We start from the raw sequence: 22,994 nt of genomic DNA on the forward strand, positions 1-22,994 counted from the left end.
TACTATTCATATAAACAAACGTCGTATTTTGGAAAAAACCGTCATGCAAACATAGGTAAAACCAAATCGCGGAGTGCCGAAAAAGGGAACCGGGTACATACCAATTTACGACAATACCCAGTTATATAGACAGTCTCAGCCGGCCGAACTTATCCATAAGTGTAAACTTTTATACACTAATGAATAGGCTCGCCGGACCTCTTTCTATAAAATGTTATTTTCTGTTTTTTATTTCTTCACTGCTAAACTATTCAGTTCTTTCAGCACTTCCAGTACCTCAGGTCTCACTACCTGATTATTCATATCTACAAGTTCAAAATCCAGACATTTATAATTCCACATAGCATGGCCTATTTTCAGTCTGTTGCAAATAGTTATAAAATCCCGGATCCATTTAACAGCCTCTTCCTCCGGTGCAGAATCAATTACTCCGAATTCCCCGCAGTATAGTTCACAGCCGGAATATTCCATAAATTTCTCTGCGTCTGAAAGAAGTTTCTGCATCAGTTTTTTATCATTACAGACTGTATCTTTTGACATCAAAGGATGTTCCTTTTTGAATTCTTTATGTGTATCCAGAAAAGTAATATAGTCCGTCATATCACCAGGATAAGCAAGTGTCTGATTCCATGTGCGAAATTCCTCAGAAAAATGTGCTTTCTGATGGGTAAATACATTAGGTTCATAATAATGGAAATTGTAAAACACATAAGGTTCTTCCAGCAGATCAAGACGATCAAGATATCCCACACTATTAACAAAATTCGTACCCACCAATATCCAGCGTTCGGGATCTGCCTTATGGATCTCTTTAACAGCCTGCTTATATAGTTTATTCCACATGTATCCTGTGGAATCCGTAATTTCATTAAACAGCTCAAACATAAGCTCAATTTTATGACAGTCTTTAAAATGATCTGCCATCTTTCCCCAAAATCTGCAGAAATCATCTCTAAGTTCTGCTTCTGTCATAAGAGGTGTAGGGCGGTCCATTTCACCAAAGATATGTCCTTTTATATTATGCAGATCAATTACCGCATTCACACCATGCACTGCGCACCACTCCACACAGCGATCCAGATATTCCAATGGTTCTGTATTCAAATTCTTTTTCTCAGAATTATAAAACAAATAACCATCCATGGGGATTCTGACATGATCAAATCCCCATGAAGCAATTCGTCTGATATCGTCTTCCGTAATAAATGTTTCAAAATGATTATGCAGTGATTCTTCCGAACCGGCATCCGCTATTAATTCGTATTGTGACAGAAACCCTCCCAGATTAATACCTTGTTTAAAGCTTTCAAAAAGCATAATTATTTCCTCCTCTCTTCTTTTATTATTAGCCTTTTACGGATCCTACTACGATACCTCCGGAAAGGTATTGGGAAATAAACGGGAAAATTATCAACACCGGAATCGCTCCCAGAACGGCAATAGCCATTTTAAGTGTTGCAGTCGGCATGGAAGCGCCGATACTGCTGTTAACCGTCTTTGCCAGACCTTGCTGCATGTATAAAGTATCCAACAGCATTCTGTTCAGTAATACCTGTATCGTATACCTTTTATCATTGCTGATATAATACAGTCCATTCTGCCAGTCATTCCAATAATTCAGAGACACAAACAGGCCCAGGGTTGCCAGAATGGGTTTTGACATCGGCAGCACAATATCCCGCAGTATACGGAATTCCCCGGCACCATCTATTTTTGCTGATTCCAGCAATGCCACAGGTATGTTGGCGGTAAAAAAATTTCTGGCCATGATGACAAAAAAACCATTCATCAGCAGATTGGGTAAAATATAAGCCAAATAAGAATTCTTTATATGAAATGTATTCGTCCACATCATATATGTGGGAATAAGCCCTCCATTAAATAAGATTGTGAGAAACAGGAAAAAAGAAAAGAAGGTTCGCCCTTTTAAATCTCCCCGGGAAATAGGATATGCGTAAAGAATTGTAAGGAACAGATTACCCAGTGTCCCTACAATTGTAATTATGGCAGAAATGCCATAAGAACGTAATATCCCGCTTGAACCATTTAAAATGTACTTATAAGCTGTTAAGTCAAATTCTCTTGGAAGAATATGATACCCTTCGTGAAGAATCGCCGTTTCATTACTGAATGACGATGAAAAAAGCAATAGTAATGGCAGAATACAAAACAATGCCAATAAAAATAATATAATATGATCGGTTATCTGAAATACTTTATCTCTTTTTACCATTTTAACCTCTCTGAAAATAACAGACCTTTCCTGCAAATCAGAATATAGCACTGTCCTTGTCAATTTTTCTTACAATGCCGTTAGCCACTAATATCAATACAAAACCAACTACGGACTGGTACAGGCCTGCAGCTGATGACATTCCCAACGTACCTACGCTTTTGATTCCCCTGTAAACATATGTATCTATTGTATTTGTCACATTCATCAGTGCACTGCTGTCCATCGGCACCTGATAAAACAGACCGAAATCCGAACGGAATATGCTTCCCAACTGCAAAAGGGTCATTGTAATGATAGTAGACCGTATTAACGGGACAGTTATGTATCTGATTCGCTGAAATCTCGTCGCACCATCTATAGTTGCCGCTTCATAATAGCTTGAATCGATACCTATGACAGATGAATAATAAATTATGGAATTATATCCAAGCCATTTCCACTGATTCACAGCTACAAGAATAAATGGCCAGTAATTGGGCCGGGCATACCAGGAAATTCCTTTCTTCCCTAATGGTATAAGAATACTGTTATTTATAAATCCGGTATCTGTACTCAACAGCGCATAGACAATATAACTCACCACAGTTATGGATATCATATAAGGAATAAGATATGTCATCTGATAAAGGCGTTTCCCCTTTTTAGAGCTGAGTTCATCCAGCAAAATAGCAACAGCTAACCCCATAAACAAACTGACAGCAATAAAAATCAGATTATAGCCCACTGTATTACGCAGTATAATCCAGGAATCTCTTGTAGAAAAAAGAGACTTGAAATTATCCAGACCAATAAAATCACTTCCCCATATACCTTTCTGAAAATTAAATTTTTTAAAGGCAATCACAGTAAATGTCATTGGTATATAGTTATTAAACAGCAGATAAACAAACCCTGGTATCAGCATACAATATAATGCCAAATTCAAATGAATCCTTTTTTTCTTTTTTTTCATACTTACTCCGTTTACATTCACAATAAATATTCTGTATCTGGCATTACGTCATACCTACCAAAACATAGTGCCGTAATACCAGATACTAAATATATGGATTATTTATTATCAGCTAACCAGTTATCCAACTGTTTTTGCTTTTCCGTCAGGATTTTTTGAATACCAGCTTCCTCAAACTCCTGTTTCATCTGTTCCCACACAGTGTCAGGATCCACATCTCCTGTTTCCAGCCCTTTTTTATATTTATTTAGTACTGTTGTACATGCCACCACCTCATTGGTTACATCCATACTGTCCCATACAAATCCTTTAGCAGTCGACGGCTGGCAGTCTTTATTGAACTGAATGGTATCCGCCCATATATCAGGACCATCCGTAACCCACTTATGTGCAATTAACTCATTGGGGAAATGCCATGCAGCAACAGTCCAGCCAAGATCATCGGAGGTCACTCCTTCCGGATAACCAATAACACCATTTTCTTCATCTACGAATTCATAGTACTTACCTTCGATACCATAAATGAGAAGATTAGCCACATCCGGATTGGAATACATTTCGTTTAAAATCTGCATTGCTCTTTCCGGTTGTTCACTGGTATAAGGAATATACCAATAATTATTCAGATTACTTGTTGTTGTATAATATGGAACAATATTGATTATAGTTATATCTATTCCTGTATTTCTTTCCCATTGAGATTCTATGCCGGGTTTCGTTTCAGTAGTTGCACAAAAAGCTTTTCCTGCTCCGACAAGACTAGTAACCTGTTCCGTATTGATGCTTGCATCAGGCATAATCAGCCCATTTTGGGACCATTCATGTCTGCGTTTACACAGTTCATAGTATTCGTCCGATGTAAAAAAATTGACTACTGTAGTATCATCGCTGAATGAATCTATTAATACACCGAAGTCCCTTCCCAGCCAGTCTATTGCATACATATAATCACCCATAGAACCACTGTCGGAAGCAAGAGGGTATACATCCGGATATTTTTCTTTTACTGCCTGAAGAATAGGTTCCATATCAGCTTCTGTCATAATATTACTGTAATCAATGCCAAGAGATTCCAGCATTTCTGTATTACATGCAAACCCAAGCCCCAGTCCCAATTCTTTATTATTACGGACTGCATAAACCTGTCCATCGATAGATGTTGAAGCCAAATCCTCATCACTGATATCTGCAAGGATATCCTGCCCGTCTGATTCCAGCAGTTCATTCAGTGCAATAACCTGCCCCTGGCTTGCAGCACTGGGGATTGGAATTTGAGAGACACCACCCAGCAAATCAATTTTTTCACCGGAAGCCAACTCTGTCTGTACTTTATCCACATAGGTTGCAAAATCATAACGTACAATTTCAACCTCCGTATTAAACTTCGCTTTTGTAATCTCCGAAACAGCCGCCCCGATTTCCGCACAGGCTTCTTCCGAACCAAAGCCATCCGCTACAATTCTTACCGTATAAGGCTCCTGCCCTGATAAATCTGTTTCTTCTGCCTGTTCCCCTGAATCCCCGGCACTTTCTTCCCCAATCTGTTTTTCCGTACTCTCTCCGGCCATACTGCTTTCCACCGGATTCTTCTCTGCTGAACCACAGCCTGCCATAAGCCCGGTCAGCATTGCCGCTGTCAATAAGATACTAATCTTTTTCCGTAACATAATTCCCTCCTTGGTTTTTTGTGCGATTTATTTTACAACTAAAGTGTAATAAAAAAGCCGGCTTTGTCTCAACAACAAAACCGACCAAAGACTAGAACAATTTCGACTTTTGCTTTACCTGGAATCTATACTGTTATAATATTCATTGGGAGTCATATTCGTCCATTTTTTAAATACTTTTGCAAAATAGGAAGGCGTATCAAAACCCACCTTAGTCCCCGCCTCTGTAATCGTACACTTCTGTTCTGCCAGAAGGCGTTTGGAAACCAGTATCCGGTAATATTGGATATATTGAACCAGTGAATAGCCGGTTGCTTTTTTAAAAATACGGTTTAGATAATCACCGTTCAGATGGACGGAGGACTCAATATCCTGTCTGCTGATATCTTCCGCATAATGCTCATGAACATAATCCTTAACGTTTTCTACAACGGCCCATGCGGATGGATGCTGCTCTCCGTTTTCCGTGTCCATTACCGATTCAATTAAATCATCTACATCGTATATGAACTGCCCCACATTCCGATACTGCATGGCTGCATGTTTTAAGTCCTTCGATCGTTCCGATAATGTTTCCAGACTGATATGATAGATAAAATATGCGAAAATCTCTCCCGGAAACCGATCCTTCAGTTTGGACATAAATAATTCGCACATTTCGTACAGCTGTGTTCTGTCATGTTCCGTTTTTACGATCCAGAATATATTATCCCACAAATGCACTTCTGTTATATCGGGAAAAAGTTCTTCTGCAATATTGCTTAACGCAAACAATAAAATGCTGTTATTTTTCATTTCTACCTGAGCACCCGCAAGACGGATGTATACCAGCCCCTTCGGCTCCAGTTCCTCTCTGTTAAGACATCCCATCTTCAGAGCTTTGTCAATAAATTCCGGAAAGGGCAGAATATCTCCGGTAAGCAGATTGGTATAAAATATCTTTTCTTCTCTTTTAGGTTCCTGCTGCCGGCCGGAGGATATCTGAAGCTTTTCATTTTTCCTTTTATTAATTTCATCAGCAGCGAGCCTGACAGTCTCCGAAAGTTCTTCAAAACCGACAGGCTTTAATAAGTATTTTACAACGCCAATATTGATAGCATCCTGAGCATATTTAAAATCCGGATATCCCGTCAATATAATCTTCACGATATCAGGAAAGGATTCTCTCACCCATGCCAGAAAAAAAAGTCCGTTTTCCTGAGGCATTTCAATATCACAGACAATAATATCTATCTTATTTCCGGATACAATCTCTCTGGCATCCATCGCCGTATAAGCAGTAAACACCTCGTTCATACCCAGGCTCTGCCAGTCGATATGTTTTTTCAGCAGGTTAACCACTATCACTTCATCGTCAACAATTAATATATTCATAGCTCTGCATTTTCATCCTTCCTGAATCTCGGAATACTGATATCAACGCGGCAACCTTTCGATTCATTTTGTATTACGACTTCAGCATGTCTCGGGTACAGCACCTGAAGACGGTTTTTCACATTGACAATTCCGATATGGCTGCCATCCTCTTCAATATCTTCATCCCGGCTCAGCCTGTCCAGTATTTCCCCGGGAAATCCAAGACCATTATCTTTAACTGTGATATGGAGCAGATCTTCTGATTCTTCAATCAGCAAGGTAATTTCCAAATCATGCACCAGCATAATATTGTGCTTGATACTGTTTTCAACAAAGGTCTGGATCAGGAGCGGCGGTATTTTTTCCATATCTGCATCCACATTACAAGTTATTTTCAGCTGGAAATTATCCTGATATCTGATTTTCTGCACCTGCGCATATCGGGCTATGCACTGCAGTTCATCCTCCAGATATACAAAATCATCCTTTAAGGATAACAGGTACCGGAAATACTCTGCCATCTTTTTTGTAAGATCCTTTATCGTACTATAATCCTTAATGCTTGCCAGCGTGTAAATCAAATTCAATATGTTTGTATAAAAATGAGGCTGTATCTGTACTCGTAAAAACTGATTATATATCTTTTCTTTTTCAAGACTTGTCTTATATACATCGATTTTCAAATTGATAATCTGTTCCGCCATATGGTTGAAGGTATTATATAAAACGGTTATTTCATGATTTGATGTGCGATCCTTCAGTCTGACTTCCGTGTTGCCGCCGCTGAATTCTTCCATTGCATTTTTAAGCTTGGTCAAAGGCCTGAAAACCGACTGCTGCTGATAAAATAATGCAATACATATTAAAAGAATGGAAGCAATAATTGCGATAATAATGATGATAAACAGATAAGAACCACTGCTGACGAAATTGACATGAGGTATTTCAATACATATTTTCTTATTAATCATCCTTATTGCCCTTGAAAAAACGAAACAATTTTTATACTCTATCGCTACATTCGGCTCATAGAACACTGAGCCATCCATGTTTAAAAGGTAAACATTACTTTCCTGATCCTGAGGCATGATATCCCGCAGAACATTTTCACAGCTGATGTAACAGCCTCCGAATCCTCCCTTTCGCTCATAGAGATGAAGGAAATAATAATTGTCTCCCAATCTGATATCCTTCCATTCAGCTGAATTATTAACTTGTGTATTTAAAATGTATCTTTTTAATTCTTCATTTTCTTCTTCCTGAAAATAATCCAGATAGGAAATAGAAGACAGCATGATATCCTTATCCGGTATAAAGACAAAATAAACGATCTGATTATCATTGAGGATAGACAGATTGGTTAAATCCCTCTGTAAATCGGAACTTCTTTCTGCAATCACTGCAGCATCCTCAGAATCACAGATCAGGTTATAATCCGTATTGTCATTTTTATTGATCAGGGAAGTCAGCTCTCTGTTAGCCACATAAAATTGATCCGCCCAATAATTACTGGAATAATTCAGTGAATTTTTATAAATCTCTTCGATTCTCTGATTGAAACGTTTGATAGTAAAAATATTGAATACTGCAAATAAAAAGACTACGAAAAAAGAAGTTAACAAGATGAAATATCCCGATTGCATAAACTGCAGTTTTTTCATTTTACACCCGATTCCTTATCACTGAAAATTCTTACCTGGCATGTTATGTATTATTGGTTACAATCTATATACCAGTAGTAGCATATCTTCATTATAACATAAAAACAGATCCTGACAATGTAACTTGCCGATTGTTATGACATATCTGATTACCCGATATTTTTATCCGACAATCTGTAAAAGGCAATAAATAACGGCCCCTGCCATGGCAGAGGGCCGCACTATATAAATCAGCACTATATGAGTTAACCGTACTTTCATCGGAAATATCTTCTACTTATCAAACCACAAATGTCCATACCCCGCAAGGAGCTGTTCCGCTTCCTTCGGTCCGCTGCATCCCTGTTCATAGGAAAAGACGGGCTGTCCGTTTCGTCGGTACGCATCCTTCAATGCATCCACATATTTCCAGCTTAACCCCACCTGATCCCACTGGGAAAACCAGGAACGTTCTCCTTTAAAGCAGGCCCCTATCAGTCTTTCATAGGCTTCCGGGGTATTCAGATGGTGTTCCACGGAACAGCTCTGGCAGAAGTCCATTTTTGCCTGAATGATTTCCTCCGTTTCTCCCGGTCTCTTGATATTGAACTGCAGATATACTCCTTCCGTAGGCTGTATCCTGATGTTCAGGATATTGGATTCCGCCTCCGGTGACGGACTTTTGAACACAATTGCCACCTGCATTTCCCTTTCCCCGAGCTTCTTTCCTGTCCGGATATAAAAAGGCATCCCCTTCCATCTTTCGTTGTCCAACAAAAGGCGTACTGCCGCATAGGTTTCGGTATGGGAATCCGCCGCTACAGATGGCTCCCCGCGATAGCCTTCATACTGGCCCAGAACCATACTGCCGGAAATATCCTCCGGCATAACCAGCGCCGCAAGCACCTTCATCTGTTCCTGATGCATATCCTCCACTGCAGGGCTCCGGGGCTGTTCCATGGCAACAATGGAGAGGATTTGGAATAAATGGTTCTGCATCATGTCCTTCAAGGCTCCGCTGTGGTCATAATAGCCGCCGCGGGTTTCCACACCCACTTCTTCCAGCGCGGAAATCTGGATGCACTCAATATGCTCCGCATCCCATACGTTGCTGAAAATAGGGTTGGCAAAGCGGATTGTCTGGATATTGCGCACCATTTCTTTTCCCAGATAGTGGTCGATACGGTAAATATGATCCGGAGAAAAGAAAGCTTCCATTTTTTCATTCAGTGCTGCCGCCGCCTCCAGACTTTCTCCGAAAGGTTTCTCAAGAACGACCTTTCCGCCCTGAGCGTCTTCCACCTTTTTCAGTCCCTGTACGATCACCGGGAAAAACCTGGGTGCGACCGCGAAATAAAAGATATGATTCCCAGCGTTTATTTCATGGTAAAAATCATTGAGTTCTCCATAGGCTTCTTCTTTCGTGAAATCCATACGGTAATACACAATCCGTTCAGCCATTCGCTGGTACACATCTTCCCTGAAATGAAGCCTTGCGAATTTTTCCACCCAGTCCCTGGCCAGTTCCCGATAGGCTGTGCTGGTATAATCCCGCCGGCCTATTATCACGATTTGAGTATCAAATGGATTGCTGCCTGTCATTTCCATGTTATAGAGGGCCGGAAGCAGCTTACGGAAAGTCAGATCTCCGGTTCCTCCGAATATTGTAAATGTATTTTTATCACGCATCCGTCAGCCTCCATTCATGATGGAAATTTCCTTCCCGGTCAATCCGTTCATAGGTATGCGCCCCGAAGCAGTCCCTCTGGGCCTGAATCAGATTGGCTCCCACCGGCATTCCGCGGGAGGCATCCAGGTATGCTGCCGCCTGACTCATAGCAGGAACCGGAATACCGTTTATAATAGCCATAGTCAGAATGTGACGCAGACTTTCCTGTCCTGCATTGATTTTTTCCAGGAAAAATGGATCCAGCATCAGGTTTGTCAGGCCGGGATTTTTTTCATATGCACGGGTAATATCATCCAGGAAATCAGCCTGAATAATACAGCCTGCCCTGAAAATAGCCGCTATCCTGCCATAATCCAGATTCCACCCGTATTCCCCGGAAGCATGGGCAAGCAGCTCAAAGCCCTGTGCATAGGCGATTATTTTTGCTGTATACAGTCCGTTTCGCACCTGTTCGCCAAATGCTTTTTTATCTGCGGGCTTTTTCTTTTCAGGAGATACAAAAAGTGACTGCGCCGCTTTCCTTGCGTCCACGCGGTTTGACATGATTCTGGCGTTGCAGGCAGCCGTTATCATCGAAACATTAACTCCCTGCTTCAGGGATTCCAGGCTGGTCCAGCGGCCGGTGCCCTTCTGTCCGGCGCTGTCCAGAATCATATCCAGCAGTTCCTGATCGCTTAAGTCATCCTTCTCCCGGAAAATCCCTGCGGTAATCCCAATCAGATAGCTTTTCAGCTCCATCCGGTTCCATTCGTCAAAAATATCCGCCATTTCACGGTTGCTGTAGCCGCCCACATATTTAAGAAGAAGATAGGCCTCGGCAATCAGCTGCATATCCGCATATTCGATACCGTTATGCACCATTTTCACATAATGTCCGGCTCCGTCCGGTCCCATATAGGCACAGCATGGCTCTCCCTGGGCCTTTGCCGCAATGGCTTCCAGAACAGGCGCAACATGGCCGTAGGCCTCCCTGTCTCCGCCGGGCATAATAGACGGACCGAATCTGGCTCCTTTTTCTCCGCCCGACACCCCTGTACCGAAAAAATAAATCCCCTTTTCTTTCAGGCTTTTCTCCCTGCGGATGGTATCCTCGAAGAAAGAATTCCCTCCGTCCAGGATCATATCTCCCTCATCCAGCAGGGGAACCAGCTGATCAATAACCAAATCCACAGGTTTTCCGGCCTTTACCATGATCAGGAATTTTCTCGGACGTTCCTGGGAGCTCACCAGTTCTTCTAGTTCATAGAAGGGGATGAAATTCTCATGGGGATGCTCTTTCACCAAATCCTCCGTCACCATACGGCTCCGGTTATATCCTCCTACTTTAAATCCGTGATCCGCCATATTAAGCGCAAGGCTTCTGCCCATTACGGCCAGCCCTATAACACCAAAATCTGTTCTCTGCATTTGATATTCCTCCTCGTTTTTTCTATTACAAAACGTAATGTTACGTCTCATTCTCTTTTTTGGGAACATGGATAGCCAGCAGTACGCGGCATCCGCTGTTTATTCTTCCAGTATGACAGATACGGCTTCCGGCATAGTAATACGGCTTCTGACTTCTTTCACCCTGCCGCTCTCCGGCTCTGTTTCCCGGCAGACAATACCGCCTTCCTGCCGGTTGGCTATAAGCAGGAAACGACCATCCGGGCTTATGATAAAATCACGGGGATGTACGCCTGCGCTGGATACGGAATCGGCTACAGCCGCCTTTTCCTGTGTTAAGTCCACTGTTATCAGCTGATTTAAACCCCGTACAGATATATAGAGGAAATGTTCATCCCGGGACAGCCTTATCGCCGCAGCTGCTGCCCCTGTTACATTTCCCGGCAAAAGGGGCAGCGACTGAATCAGGCTGAAGATTCTGCCGTCAGCCCTAAAAACAAAAAGCTCATTGCTCCACTCGCTCACTACATACAGCTTTTTATGCGCCTTATCAAATACGCCATGCCTGGGTCCGCTTCCCTCCGGGAACATAATCTCTCCGGCCGGCGCATAATCGTCCTCTGTATCAAACAGCCTTATCCGGTTCTGTTCCAGGCACGGCACCAGCAGCAGGGAATCATGAAGAAGGATCTGATGGCAGCCGGCCTTTTCCCCGCAGGCGATCCTTTTAAGAATATGCATATTTTCATCATCCCGGCCGTATATCATAACCGTGCCGTCATGATAGTTGGCTGTATACACGAGCCCGCCGTCCTGCAGGATATAGCAGGGAGTATGTCTTTCCTCCAGAATTTTTATTTCATCTTTAATCTCTCCATTTTCAAGCCGGAGAAAGCAGGTTCCCGCTTTTCCCTCTTCTTCCATGGGAAAACAAAGACGGCCTTCGCTGCAGGAAACCCACTTGGCATCCTTTGCTTCATAGAACAGCTCCGGTTCTGCCAGTTCCCCGCTCTCCGGGTAAAAAGCAAAGCGGTACACACCCTTGCTGCTTTCCGAAAAATAGGTGCCTATATAACCATTAATCATCTGCTTCTTTTTATTCTCTGCTTTCCTGCATTTTTCCATCTGCTTGCTCCCTTTCAAATCTCACGTTTTTCTTCACCGGGTTCGGATTCACCAGTTCACGGACACCGTTTCCGGTACCAATGATAATCCTGCTGCAGATCCGATCGAAAATGCCCGTTTCCAGGACTCCCGGGATCTGCCGGATTTCTTTTGCCGCTTCCCGCAAGTCCGTATCCTCTTTCATTACCACATCCAATATCATATTGCCGTTATCTGTAAAAAATGTCCTTCCATCCTTCATCCGGCAGACCGCTTTACCTCCCATAGTCCGGATGGCTTCCGCCGCCCATTCGGCTCCGAATGGAAGCACCTCCACAGGGAGAGGGAATGTCCCCAGCCGTTTTACCGGTTTGCTTTCATCCATGATCCAGATTACCTGTTCTGCCTTTTGGGCTACAATCTTTTCCCGGAGAAGGGCTCCGCCTCCTCCCTTGACAGCACAGAAGGAGCCGTCAATTTCATCCACGCCGTCAATGGCCAGATCCACCCTTTCTGTTTCCTCCGGATGGATGACGGGAATTCCCAGGGATACGGCAAGCGTTTCCGCAGCCTCTGATGTTGCGACAGCCTGAAACCTTCTTCCTTCCCGGATCATGGAACCTGCTTCGTGGATAAGATACAACGCTGTTGAACCGGTCCCCAGACCAATGGTCATCTGATCCTGTATATATGATGCCGCCGCCATAGCTGCGGCTTTCTTCTGTTTTTCTTTATTCTCCATCCCGCTTCCGCCTTTCATGAATCTCTTTTGCATTACTGTAATTATAATTATTACAGTTAGTAATGTCAATCTCTTTTCTGATATTTCCCAAAATAGTTTTACCATTTAACCGGATTCTTAACAAAAAGACTGATATTATCAGGCAGTCTGTGAACTGCTTGACAATATCAGCCGTTAACTTTAGAGTATAAGAATAACTAATTAACCGGGAGTATTTAAACCCATTTTCACAAAAAGGAAATAGGAATGGAAGTGTACAACACAGACAAGCTATCTGAAGAATTTATATGGCAGGATTCCATGGGATTAATCACAACATCACTGGGTGCTGCCGCCGGTAGCCGGAAAATATATGTCAACGTGGATTCCGTTCCCCCGAATGCATACAGTACCAAATATCACAGCCACTCTCAGCAGGAAGAATTTTTTCTCATAATCTCCGGAACGGGCATGCTGCGGCTGAATGACGAGGAAATTCCGGTAAAACAGGGAGATTTCTTCGCCAAACCTGCCGCTCAGAATATAGCACATACTTTTTATAATTCAGGAACTGAGAATCTGCTTATTTTAGATGTGGGAACCATAGAAAAAGAAGATACCTGTTATTATCCGGATGAAGATATATATATGCAGAAGTCAAATGGAGAACGCCGCATTTTCCGTGGTTCGGCTCTGGATTCTTCCTGGTCTTCGGAACCGAACGAAAGTCTTTGACCGTTCCTGTTCACAGAGAATTTTCGTTTATTTACCATCGCTTCATATTTCTTTCATGCTTTTCCCGATATATTTGCGCAAGTTCTTCCGGTGAAATGGAATAGCAAAGCATAACATCGTTCAGATACATCAATACATCGCACAGTTCTTCTATAAAATGATTTCTGACCTGCTCATCACCTGTTATTTTGGCGTCTCCCTGCTTCTTGATGATATCGGCCACTTCTCCTGCTTCTATCATCATCCAAAGCAGGCTGTCACGTCCCTTCTCAGGAGAAAGCCCGCCCCATCGCTCTTTATATTTTTCCTGAAGTTCTTTCTGAATGTCCTGCATTTCCTGAAATCCAAATTCACTCATTTTTTTCTTTTTCTCCCTTTTGTTAATCAGCGGCTGTCTGAAAATTCATTTAGCATAAGACCATTTACCGCCTTATGAGAATCCCCTTCATATACTCTGTTTCATTATGTGTCTGACAGACGATTTCCTTTTCTTCTTCCGTACATCCAATCAATATTTTTATCTCCGAGTCACGTTTCATCAAATCCACAATGCACATTATAGCATCAATCTGTTTTCTCGAATCAGTCCCAACCCATACGTCAATTCCTCCCTGATCCATTGACGATGTATTCTCAAGATAACCGTAATCAATTTTATAAATAAAATCCGGGAATCTCGGGTGAGCCGTTCCCTTTGGCCTGTCAATTACAATATTTGAATCCCTTACCAGTTTTTCTATTGCTTTCCAGAATGCTTCCCTCTCCTCCATATATGTCCCTCCTCCATTTGAACCTACTTATTATTTTATACGAATTATATCATAACTGCAGTTTGATTTGCTGTTGATTAAAATAATTTTTTCATTTGATCTACAAACGATAGAAATATCACTCAATGAAATAAATTTTAAATACGACAGCTATATGTCATACCTGATGTGTTATAATTTCTTGTACAGGCACAGGAATAATATAAAAATCTGAAACGAGGTTACACATGGATATTAATTTTGTGAATTTAACTGCTGAAAATCTTGCCGACGAGCATTTAAGCTGCATTATCCGCAGCAAAAAGCCTCATCCGGGTGTTGAAGCGAAGCGTCTGTGGCTTTCCGACCGGCTGAAGGAAGGGCATGTATTCCGGAAACTGAATGTGAAGGCCCCGGTTTTTATTGAATACGCGCCTCTTGAAACAGCCTGGGTTCCCATAAATGGGGATAACTATTACTATATATACTGCCTGTGGGTTTCCGGCGGTTACAATGGGAAAGGTTACGGAAAAATGCTGATGGATTATTGCCTGGCTGATGCCAGAGAAAAGGGGAAATCCGGTATTTGTATGCTGGGATCAACGAAGCAGAAATCCTGGCTTTCCGACCAGTCCTTTGCGAAGAAATTCGGCTTTGAGGCTGTTGATGCCACTGATTACGGCTATGAGCTGCTCGCCCTTTCTTTTGACGGAACAAAGCCGGAATTTGCCCCCAATGTAAAAACCCCTAAAATAGAAAACAAAGAGCTGACAATTTATTATGATATGCAATGTCCATATATCTGTCAAAAAATCGGGATAATAAAACAATATTGTGAAGAGAAGAATATTCCCGTATCCTTAATTCAGGTGGATACGCTGCAGAAAGCGAAGGAGCTTCCCTGTGTTTTCAATAATTGGGGTGTATTTTACAAAGGTAACTTCGAAACAGTGAATTTAATAATGGATGTGTCCCATTTAGAGCGTATCCTTAAGAAATGAACATGAAAACTGCCATTATGGAAGGAGCCTGACCTGTTATGAACCTTGTACTCAATCAAAATAAATCCAGCTGGGATGCCATGGCCGATACCTGGTTCGGATCAACCGCATTGCCCGTTTATGGGTGTCTGGCGCCGACAGAGGATGAACTGCATCTGTTTCCTGATCTGTCCGGCAAAAAAGTTCTGGATATCGGCTGCGGCAGCGGCCATTCCCTGCGCTGGTGCGGACAAAAGGGGGCCGCAGAGCTTTGGGGGCTGGATCTGTCGGAGAAGCAAATCTCCAATGCACAAAGCTATCTGACAGAAAAAGGATATCATCCCAGGCTGTATAATGCCCCCATGGAACAGGAATGCGGTCTGCCAAAAGAATATTTTGATGTTGTTTATTCCATCTATGCAATCGGATGGACTACGGATTTAAAAGCCGCTTTCTGCAATATCGCTTCCTATCTGAAGCCGGGCGGTGTATTTATTTTTTCATGGGATCATCCGCTGATGTCCTGTGTTGATGTGATTGACGATAAGCTTGTTTTTTCCGGTTCGTATATAAAGGATGAGGCTTTTTCTTACATACAGAGGGGGCAGCCTGTTACTGTACAGAATCGCCGCATGTCTGCATATATTAATGAACTGGCAGACGCCGGATTTGTCACAGAACGTCTCATTGAAGAAACCGACAGCGATACCCTTTCCCGTGCGGCTGAATTCTCTTCCGGCTATTATTCTCCCTGGAGAGCGCAAAAACTTCCTCTTTCCTTCATTATCAAAGCCAGAAAATTATGATTTTCCATAAAAGGGCACAAACGGAAAAATTCCGCCCGTGCCCTTTATTATTATTTCCGTGTTTTCCTTCTTTTTCCATTCTTTGCCATGCTTTTTTTCCTGAAAAGAATTACCGCTCCTGCAAAGATACACACCGCTATTACTGCTGCGGCAGCCGTAACCATTGTCCTGGAGCCTGCCGTAAGCAGGCTGCCTTGCTTCTGCCCCTGCACGCCTCCGTGTTCCTTATCCAAAAGGATTTCATCGGAAACAGAACCGTCTTCGTTCCCATTCTCTCCTGTCCCTGCTTTACCGGTACCATCCGCCTGTCCGTTTTCCCCGGCAGCTGTATTCTCACCTGATACCAGAATGCTGGAGGGTCCGTCTTCCGGATCCACTATAGTTACTTTATTGCCTGACTGCGATGTCTGCGAGCCGTTTTTAGAGTTCAGCTTCACCGGAGTTGTACTGAATATACCGTTCTTTCCCAAATCAGGCAGGCCATTTATGTTTCCCATATCCTTAATGATGTAGGAAGGTATCTTCTCCGCAGCCTTGGGATCGTTGACTAACTGAGTTGTCTCATCGTACAGTCCTGAATTTATATTGTCACCGGAATCCTGATTGCCGTGATCCTGACTGCCGGGATTCTGTTCCTGGCTGTTATCCGGCTGGCCTTGACTGCCTCCGGGTTTTTCTTCTGCCTTCCCATCTACTATAACAGGTTCCAGTTCCTCGTAGGCGATATCCGGTATCTTGGATCCATAGGCCTTGTTTACGGTCTGGATAGAATTCTCTACAACACTCACCTCAGCCTTCAGGCTGTCCGCCGAGTCCGCCTTCTGAAATCTTACGGCGCCCAGATTCAGATTATCATTTTCATCAAATAAGCTGCTGCCGGATGCCACATAAATGCTCAGGACTCCTCTGTCCTTATCGTATCGGTAATCCTTTACGGCCTCTTCCAGTGCCTGTGAAAAAAGGAAGGAAACGTCCTCCTTGTTTCCGTCCTGAACCTCCACATTCAATGACATGGATATGGCCGTTATCTTTTCTTTGTTTGCATTGGCCATATTTACGGAAACAGCCACCTGCTCTCCCTGATTTTCCAGGGTTACGGTATCTGTCTGCGCCGCGTATATACGCTGGGGAAAAGCCAGGCTGAGCACCAGGCCTGCGGCCAATCCTAACATACTATATAATCGTTTCACTGCTGCTCCTATCTGCGCACTTGCGGTACGCATATGTATATCGGTTTCTTTTCCTGCGGGCGCAGATCCGGACTGTCTGGATCTGCTTCTCCATTTGCTGCCTGCATTCTATATCTCTTATTCCGTCTCTTGATCATTCTTCAAATAAATAGTATCCAGCTTCTCCGGTATTTCCAGAGGCAGGGTATCGCTGACAAGTCTCTGGCCTTCATTGGTCAGCGCATTGTCCACACGGTAAAGCTCCGCACGTATCTTTCCTTTTATGGAAGCCGCCAGATCAGGCTCTATCCAGTAAATCCAGATGCCGTCGCTCACTTCACCCAGCAGGCCGTTTTCCGGTACCCTGGCGAGGATAATCTGTTCGGCCTTCAGTGCGCCGTCCGTATCGGTGCCGCCGGCCACATTGCCCTGTTCGTCATAAAGAACCACCACGTTATAGGCAGGATTTCCTTTATAGCTTCCGGTAAATATCAGGGAACCTTCGGGGATGGATTTCTTTTCCTCTCCCTTTTGTTCATAAACATATTCTTCCCCTAATATCCCTACTGCCCCCGCGGTACTGTCCGCTTTGGTTCCGAAGGAAATGTTGTCACCGGCAGGCCCCAGAAGATCCAGCTCTGTCACCGTCATTTCCGGGCTGCTTGTTTTGAGGCGTACATAAGCCGCATCATACGTACAGATCCAGGGATCCTTCTGTTCATTCTCAAAATATACGGTCTGGCTTCCGGATTTATTTTCAAAGGCTCCTGTCTTTACGGTCGTCCAGGTGCTTCCGTCCGTGCTGATTTCAATGACATAATCCCGGATGGGCGTTCCTTCCGCCACAGTCATCTTCAGGCCGCTCACCTGCAGGACTTCATGGAGATTCAGCAGGATCGCCGCTCCGCCGGATGTGGTTTTTCCGGTATAGGTATTCTTTTTATAATCATTATCTATGACAAACTGTATGGCAGGCACCGCCTCCGGTTCACAGGGAAGCTCTTCCGTTGCCGTCTCTTTTTTATCCATATCGGAGGTCATATTCGTGGTGACCGTCCAGTCGGATTTATCATGGCTGCCATCGTGGGATATTTTGACCGTTCCCACTTTTTGGGGACTGGAACGGTAGCCGAACTGATCCACAGCAATTACTTCATAGGTCATCACTCTGTTATTGATGGTAGTGACATGATCCACAAACTGCGTATCCGTTGTGAATCCGATTACCCTGCGTATCGCTTTGCCTCCCGCATATTCATAACGAGCGATTTCATAACCGAGAATCACGCTTTGGTCGGAAGCCTTATTTTGTATGGCAATGGTCACTTCGTTAGGTATCTTGCTGCTGACTGCTGCGCTGCTTTCTCCGCTGATGATATCTTTTCCGCGGATTGTATTCTCCGTTCCATGCTCGATCTCATACACTCTGGCATCATCCGTAAGATAATAAACGGCTCTTTCTTCCCTGTCAAACTGTCCCGCATAGCTGATTGTGCCTTCATCAGGCTGCATTCCCCATCGTTCGAAGAATTCAAGCAGATTCTTTCCGGCAGCCGCACAGGCCAGCCTCATCAGCTTCTGATCCGTATCCCCATCCAGCTTCAGGGCGATTCCCTTCGGAGCGGGCGCACGGGATGTATTGCGGGCGTAAGAATCCACTCTTGCAAAAAAGAGATTCTTCTGCTGTTCTTCATAGGTATCGTAGGTCTTATAATTATAGCCTCTGTCATAAGCCAGGTGGAGCTGCCAGTACAGCGCCAGCTGCGTGAATACATCGGAGGATCTTCCCACCGTATTGGAGGTCACCTTCTGATAGACCTTATCGTATTGGAAACGGATGGAGTCATTGGTATCCTTCGCACTGCTAAGGAGCGCAAAATAGTTGTTGGTTATTTCCGCGATGGCATAGGTACCCTGGTTGATATTATGCCCGATTTCATGGGCAATTCCCCAGCCAAACAGGCTGCCGCTCTCATATTTCCCGTTGTCGGCACTCACCGGCACACCTTTGGCAAGCCCGGATACAGAACCCCATTCAATTCCCACATGATTACCGGAGGCATACATAAATGCGCCGGCAAACATTCTCATGTATCTGATATTCAGATGCTGAACCGGCATGCGGTCGGATGCAGGCGCACCGTCATCCGTACTCAGCCCCTTGTGCTGGTAGAACAGATGAAGCATCTGTTCCATGGCTTTCAGCGATTGATCCAGCCTCTCAGCCTTTTCCTCAGAGCTGCCTTTTCCAAGCCCTTTCAGAATCTGTTCTCCGGCCACGGAATACATCATCTGATCCAGCATAATATCCGTCGCGCCAAGAATACAGTTCTGTCTGTCGAAATCCCGGTTGACCTTATTGTCTTCCTCCACAGCATCCTGGTGAAGCTCTTTATGAAGCTTTTCCAGGTTCTCCGTCTGCTCTTCCAGCTCCTGCACATAGGTATTGATTCTTGCTTTCCGTTCTTCCTCGTCCGTAATGCCATACAGATTGAGGACGGGTTCTTTGGCTCCTCCGCTGACTCTCACGGCATAACGGTCGGAACTGTCATTTCCCGTATACTGAATATAAAGCGCTCCTCCGCCTTCAAAGGACAGGCTCTGTATGGGAGGCACTGTGATTTCGTTTCTTCCCACCTTCAGCGTCGCCACATTTACAGCCATGGCGCTCGCTTCCGCATGATACTGCGTGGCAACCAGCCTCAGGCTGGCATTGGATCCGGTCTTCAGCTTATTGTGTCCGACATAAATGACAAGCTGTTCTCCTTCATAGGCGGTTACTCCCAGAGGCTGCCATGCATTCAGGCCTCCGAAGCCAAGATGGCCGTCCTTCGCCGCCGTAATCGCAGGGTTAATCTGTACCACCTCGCGCAGCTCGGTATTCAGCAGACCCTTCGCATTGTCCAGTTCCTTCTGAAGAGCCGTTCTTTCGGGATGGTATTCCCCGCTTTTTTCATCTTTTGTATCCAGACGTTTCTGCAGCTGATCTATGGTATCTTCCGTTACATCAGCCTTCAGCACCGTATGCAGATCATCTGCATACAACGCCAGAATGTCGTCCTCCAGACTGTCATAATAATAGAAATTGACCTCTGCAATAACGATATTATGATAGTTTCCCGACCGGGTGAAGCCCAGACGGATTTTGTTGGCGGTTATGGCCTGGGACAGTTTAATTGCATAATATCTTCTTCCTTCAGGATCGGTTTTCTGCAGAAGGCTTACCCCCTTAGCCGCCGTACCGTCAGGATGAGCTTCGTCATAATAATAGACATATACTCCATTGTAATATCCCAGATCCTCTGCTTCGGCGAAGGTAATATAGTTCATTTTGTAGTAATCATCCAGCTTAAACAGCAGTCCTTTATCCGGACTGGGGTAGGACGCGCCGTCATCCCAGTCAAAAACCTGGTAATAGGAGCCGTAGTCTTTATCCGCCACGCCCAAAGCGCTGTTTTTGCTGCCTTCGTCCAGACTGCTTCCCACCATGCTTCCGCGTCCATGGGTAACCGATAAAATGTGTGTGCTCAGCTGACCCTTTCCGTCTGATTCATTCAGCAGCTTATAGCCCGGCATCTGTGCCGGCGTCAGTGTGGTAGTCCGCGCCTCCGAATGAATGGATGGACCGCTTTCCCCGAGTTCATTCACACCGGTCAGATATACTTCATATGTGGTTTTGTCCTTCAGTTCCGTAATCGTATATTCACTGCTCTGCACGCCTTCTATTTTCTGATAGGATGCCGCGCCTTTTTCCTTATAGAAAATATTATAGCTGTCGGTATCAGGCATGTTTTTCCAGGTGAGCCGGATTTTCCGGTACTCTCCTGTGGCTTTTATATTATCTGGCGGATCCGGTTTTTTGGTGGCCTTAGGTATGGCATCGATCCCCGGCTCGGTATATGGGCTGGCCCATGTCCCGTTCACAGAACGTACTTTTACATGATAAACCTGGTTGTTCACCAGCTTGTTATTCATGAAATTTTTTACCTGCAGTTCATTTCCGGCCACACGGATATTCTGTGTTTTGCCGTCATAAGTGATTTCCACCTCATATCCGGTGACATTCACACAGGCATTCCAGGTTAAGGTAAAGGACTTGTCCCCGGATTCTGCCTGCAGGTTCTCAGGGGTATCCCACTGCGTATCCGGAATACGTTTTTCCATATCATTTACAAATTCCACTTTGGAAATTTCCGCGAGGTATCCCTGGTTTGATGTACCGGTGATACGCAGAGTCACTTTCTTCACCGCTATCTGGCCTCCCAGGTTAATAACAATACTGCCTTCACCAGTCTGATCCGCTTCAGCCGCATACAGCCGCATCCGGCTTCTTGTCTGAGGCTGTTCCTTGCCTATCGGATAAACTTTATCACCATCCGTGGTTTCTACCACCACTTCACCGGAGGTAATCTGATGTTCTCCCATAGTGATGCGAATTTCTTCAAGCGGCACGCTCTTATCCTTTTCCTGCTGCTCACGGGTCAGAAGATTAAAGCCGATCTCCACAGGATTCTCTTCGGAAATAACCTCTCCGTCTTCCCGTGCCAGCTTTACATTGCCGCCGTCTTCCTGCAGCAGTTCCTCCGGATTTCCCTCTTCCACTTTGGTTCCGCCGGCCTCATTCAGATTGACGGCAACCGCATTGGGCGAAACCACGCTGCTTATGGAGGACAGCGTATCCCTGTCCGCTTTCAGATTGGCAAGGCTGTTTACAAAATACTGTAAATCCTTCAGCGAGGAAATTTCCTTTCCCGTCTGTCCGCCGCCACTCTTCTCCGCCTCATTGATGTTATCAATAATTATATTTTTATCCTCTTCATCCAGCTTCCCGTCACCGTTCATATCACCGAACAGAAGCACGCCCGGGTGAAGCTTTCCTGATTCGTAGGTACGGTCAGGAAGGGCCAGAAAATCTGTATATACTTCAACAGACTTAATCTCCCCGTCCATTTCCATGGTCTGCACATATTCCCGGAATCCTTTGGCAGAAATGTGAAGCTCCCAGGTGCCGGGTTCTATATCGTCGAAGGATATTGGTTGTCTGTCATCATATCCTGTTTTATCCCTCTCAAAAACCTTTGTCCTTTCCTGCTTTGTTTCCCCATCCTTTACCAGCCATACCTGCATGGTTACTCCATTTTCCAGGGGAAGGACATTGCCAATCGTTACATCAATTCTGCCGCTGCCGTTCTCTGAAGCATGGTTATTCCAATCGTCACTGATTTTTTTCTGCCTGCTGCCTTTTAAAAGCAGTTCAGTTTCGGTCTCGGTCTCGGTTTCTGACTCCGTTTCCGTCCCGGTTTCAAATTCTGTATCCGTGCCGGTTTCCGTCTCCGTTTCCGTCCCGGTTTCTGACTCCTTTTCAGATTCCGATTCCTTCTCTGATTCTGATTTTGTCTCTGTTTCCGAATTTGCCTCTGTTTCCGTTTCGGTACCCGCCCCCGCTTCGGTTTCTGTCCCGGATTCCGTACCCGCTGCAGTTCCGTCCATATTTCCGGTCAGCGGCTCCGACGGATTCTCCGCTGGCGTTTCCGGCATACTCTCTGTTTCCTTTTTTGTACCGGAATCAGGCAAAGCAGATGCTTCCGTATGGGAATCCGCCGTTCCCATCCCGGACGCCTGGGACGGCAATACGGTGGTTACCGCCAGGAATAAGGCCATCAGGCAGGCCAATGTTCGTTTCATATGTATCCTCCTCATATCGTACTTTATCTTTTCATTTGGGAAAAAGAATCTGCTCCGGCAGCTTTCCTTTTCAAACACGCTCTGGTATGTAATCTCCGGGGAGCAAAAAAATAAGCGC

The 22,994-nt window shown here is 44.4% G+C and carries 17 protein-coding genes; 3 read left to right on the forward strand and 14 right to left on the reverse strand.

The window, feature by feature from the left end; all coding sequences use genetic code 11:
- Positions 1 to 228: 228 nt before the first annotated feature.
- From BLA28_RS10335 to rpiA, 10 genes are all read right to left on the reverse strand, one after another.
- The gene (locus BLA28_RS10335) at positions 229 to 1,317 is read right to left on the reverse strand and encodes a glycoside hydrolase family 5 protein (protein WP_069156661.1); all 1,089 of its coding nucleotides are present in this window, start codon (positions 1,315 to 1,317) and stop codon (positions 229 to 231) included.
- Between the two features lie 28 nt (positions 1,318 to 1,345).
- Complete coding sequence (locus BLA28_RS34405) at positions 1,346 to 2,233, reverse strand: carbohydrate ABC transporter permease (protein ID WP_069156662.1); 888 nt, start codon at positions 2,231 to 2,233, stop codon at positions 1,346 to 1,348.
- 37 nt (positions 2,234 to 2,270) lie between these two features.
- Positions 2,271 to 3,188, reverse strand: a complete 918-nt coding sequence (locus tag BLA28_RS10345) for an ABC transporter permease (RefSeq protein ID WP_069156663.1) — start codon at positions 3,186 to 3,188, stop codon at positions 2,271 to 2,273.
- Positions 3,189 to 3,286: 98 nt separating this feature from the next.
- Positions 3,287 to 4,855: an ABC transporter substrate-binding protein gene (locus tag BLA28_RS10350; protein WP_069156664.1), complete on the reverse strand. Its 1,569-nt coding sequence runs from the start codon at positions 4,853 to 4,855 to the stop codon at positions 3,287 to 3,289.
- A gap of 114 nt (positions 4,856 to 4,969) precedes the next feature.
- Entirely contained in the window at positions 4,970 to 6,229 is a 1,260-nt protein-coding gene (locus BLA28_RS10355; protein WP_069156665.1) for a response regulator, read from the reverse strand.
- Complete coding sequence (locus BLA28_RS10360; protein ID WP_069156666.1) at positions 6,226 to 7,872, reverse strand: sensor histidine kinase; 1,647 nt, start codon at positions 7,870 to 7,872, stop codon at positions 6,226 to 6,228. The genes BLA28_RS10355 and BLA28_RS10360 overlap by 4 nt, the downstream gene beginning before the upstream one ends.
- Positions 7,873 to 8,145: 273 nt before the next feature.
- Positions 8,146 to 9,540, reverse strand: a complete 1,395-nt coding sequence (gene zwf / locus BLA28_RS10365; RefSeq protein WP_069156667.1) for a glucose-6-phosphate dehydrogenase — start codon at positions 9,538 to 9,540, stop codon at positions 8,146 to 8,148.
- Complete coding sequence (gndA, locus tag BLA28_RS10370; protein WP_069156668.1) at positions 9,533 to 10,948, reverse strand: NADP-dependent phosphogluconate dehydrogenase; 1,416 nt, start codon at positions 10,946 to 10,948, stop codon at positions 9,533 to 9,535. Before gndA ends, zwf begins: the two co-directional genes overlap by 8 nt.
- Positions 10,949 to 11,047: 99 nt before the next feature.
- On the reverse strand, positions 11,048 to 12,052 hold the full coding sequence (locus BLA28_RS10375; protein ID WP_069156669.1) for a beta-propeller fold lactonase family protein: 1,005 nt from the start codon (positions 12,050 to 12,052) through the stop codon (positions 11,048 to 11,050).
- Positions 12,024 to 12,773, reverse strand: a complete 750-nt coding sequence (rpiA, locus tag BLA28_RS10380; protein WP_069157335.1) for a ribose-5-phosphate isomerase RpiA — start codon at positions 12,771 to 12,773, stop codon at positions 12,024 to 12,026. Before rpiA ends, BLA28_RS10375 begins: the two co-directional genes overlap by 29 nt.
- A 246-nt stretch (positions 12,774 to 13,019) precedes the next feature.
- On the opposite strand from rpiA, the gene BLA28_RS10385 reads away from it, so the two are divergent.
- Entirely contained in the window at positions 13,020 to 13,487 is a 468-nt protein-coding gene (locus BLA28_RS10385; RefSeq protein WP_069156670.1) for a cupin domain-containing protein, read from the forward strand.
- Between the two features lie 31 nt (positions 13,488 to 13,518).
- Here BLA28_RS10385 and BLA28_RS10390 read toward each other — a convergent pair whose 3' ends face one another.
- On the reverse strand, positions 13,519 to 13,845 hold the full coding sequence (locus BLA28_RS10390) for a MazG nucleotide pyrophosphohydrolase domain-containing protein (protein ID WP_044965027.1): 327 nt from the start codon (positions 13,843 to 13,845) through the stop codon (positions 13,519 to 13,521).
- 64 nt (positions 13,846 to 13,909) lie between these two features.
- Positions 13,910 to 14,257 carry a hypothetical protein gene (locus BLA28_RS10395; RefSeq protein ID WP_044965024.1) on the reverse strand — a complete coding sequence of 116 codons (348 nt, stop codon included), beginning with the start codon at positions 14,255 to 14,257 and terminating at the stop codon, positions 13,910 to 13,912.
- A 227-nt stretch (positions 14,258 to 14,484) separates the two neighbouring features.
- Between BLA28_RS10395 and BLA28_RS10400 the strand changes: the two genes are divergently transcribed.
- On the forward strand, positions 14,485 to 15,237 hold the full coding sequence (locus tag BLA28_RS10400; RefSeq protein WP_069156671.1) for a GNAT family N-acetyltransferase: 753 nt from the start codon (positions 14,485 to 14,487) through the stop codon (positions 15,235 to 15,237).
- A 38-nt stretch (positions 15,238 to 15,275) separates the two neighbouring features.
- A complete protein-coding gene (locus BLA28_RS10405; RefSeq protein ID WP_069156672.1) occupies positions 15,276 to 16,022 on the forward strand; it encodes a class I SAM-dependent methyltransferase in 747 nt (248 codons plus the stop codon).
- Between the two features lie 50 nt (positions 16,023 to 16,072).
- Here BLA28_RS10405 and BLA28_RS10410 read toward each other — a convergent pair whose 3' ends face one another.
- Entirely contained in the window at positions 16,073 to 17,212 is a 1,140-nt protein-coding gene (locus BLA28_RS10410; RefSeq protein ID WP_141702894.1) for a hypothetical protein, read from the reverse strand.
- 117 nt (positions 17,213 to 17,329) lie between these two features.
- Positions 17,330 to 22,876: a fibronectin type III domain-containing protein gene (locus BLA28_RS10415; RefSeq protein ID WP_081329907.1), complete on the reverse strand. Its 5,547-nt coding sequence runs from the start codon at positions 22,874 to 22,876 to the stop codon at positions 17,330 to 17,332.
- Between the last annotated feature and the right edge of the window lie 118 nt (positions 22,877 to 22,994).

Origin of the sequence: Eisenbergiella tayi (genome assembly GCF_001881565.1) — a bacterium.
Taxonomy (GTDB): domain Bacteria; phylum Bacillota; class Clostridia; order Lachnospirales; family Lachnospiraceae; genus Eisenbergiella; species Eisenbergiella tayi.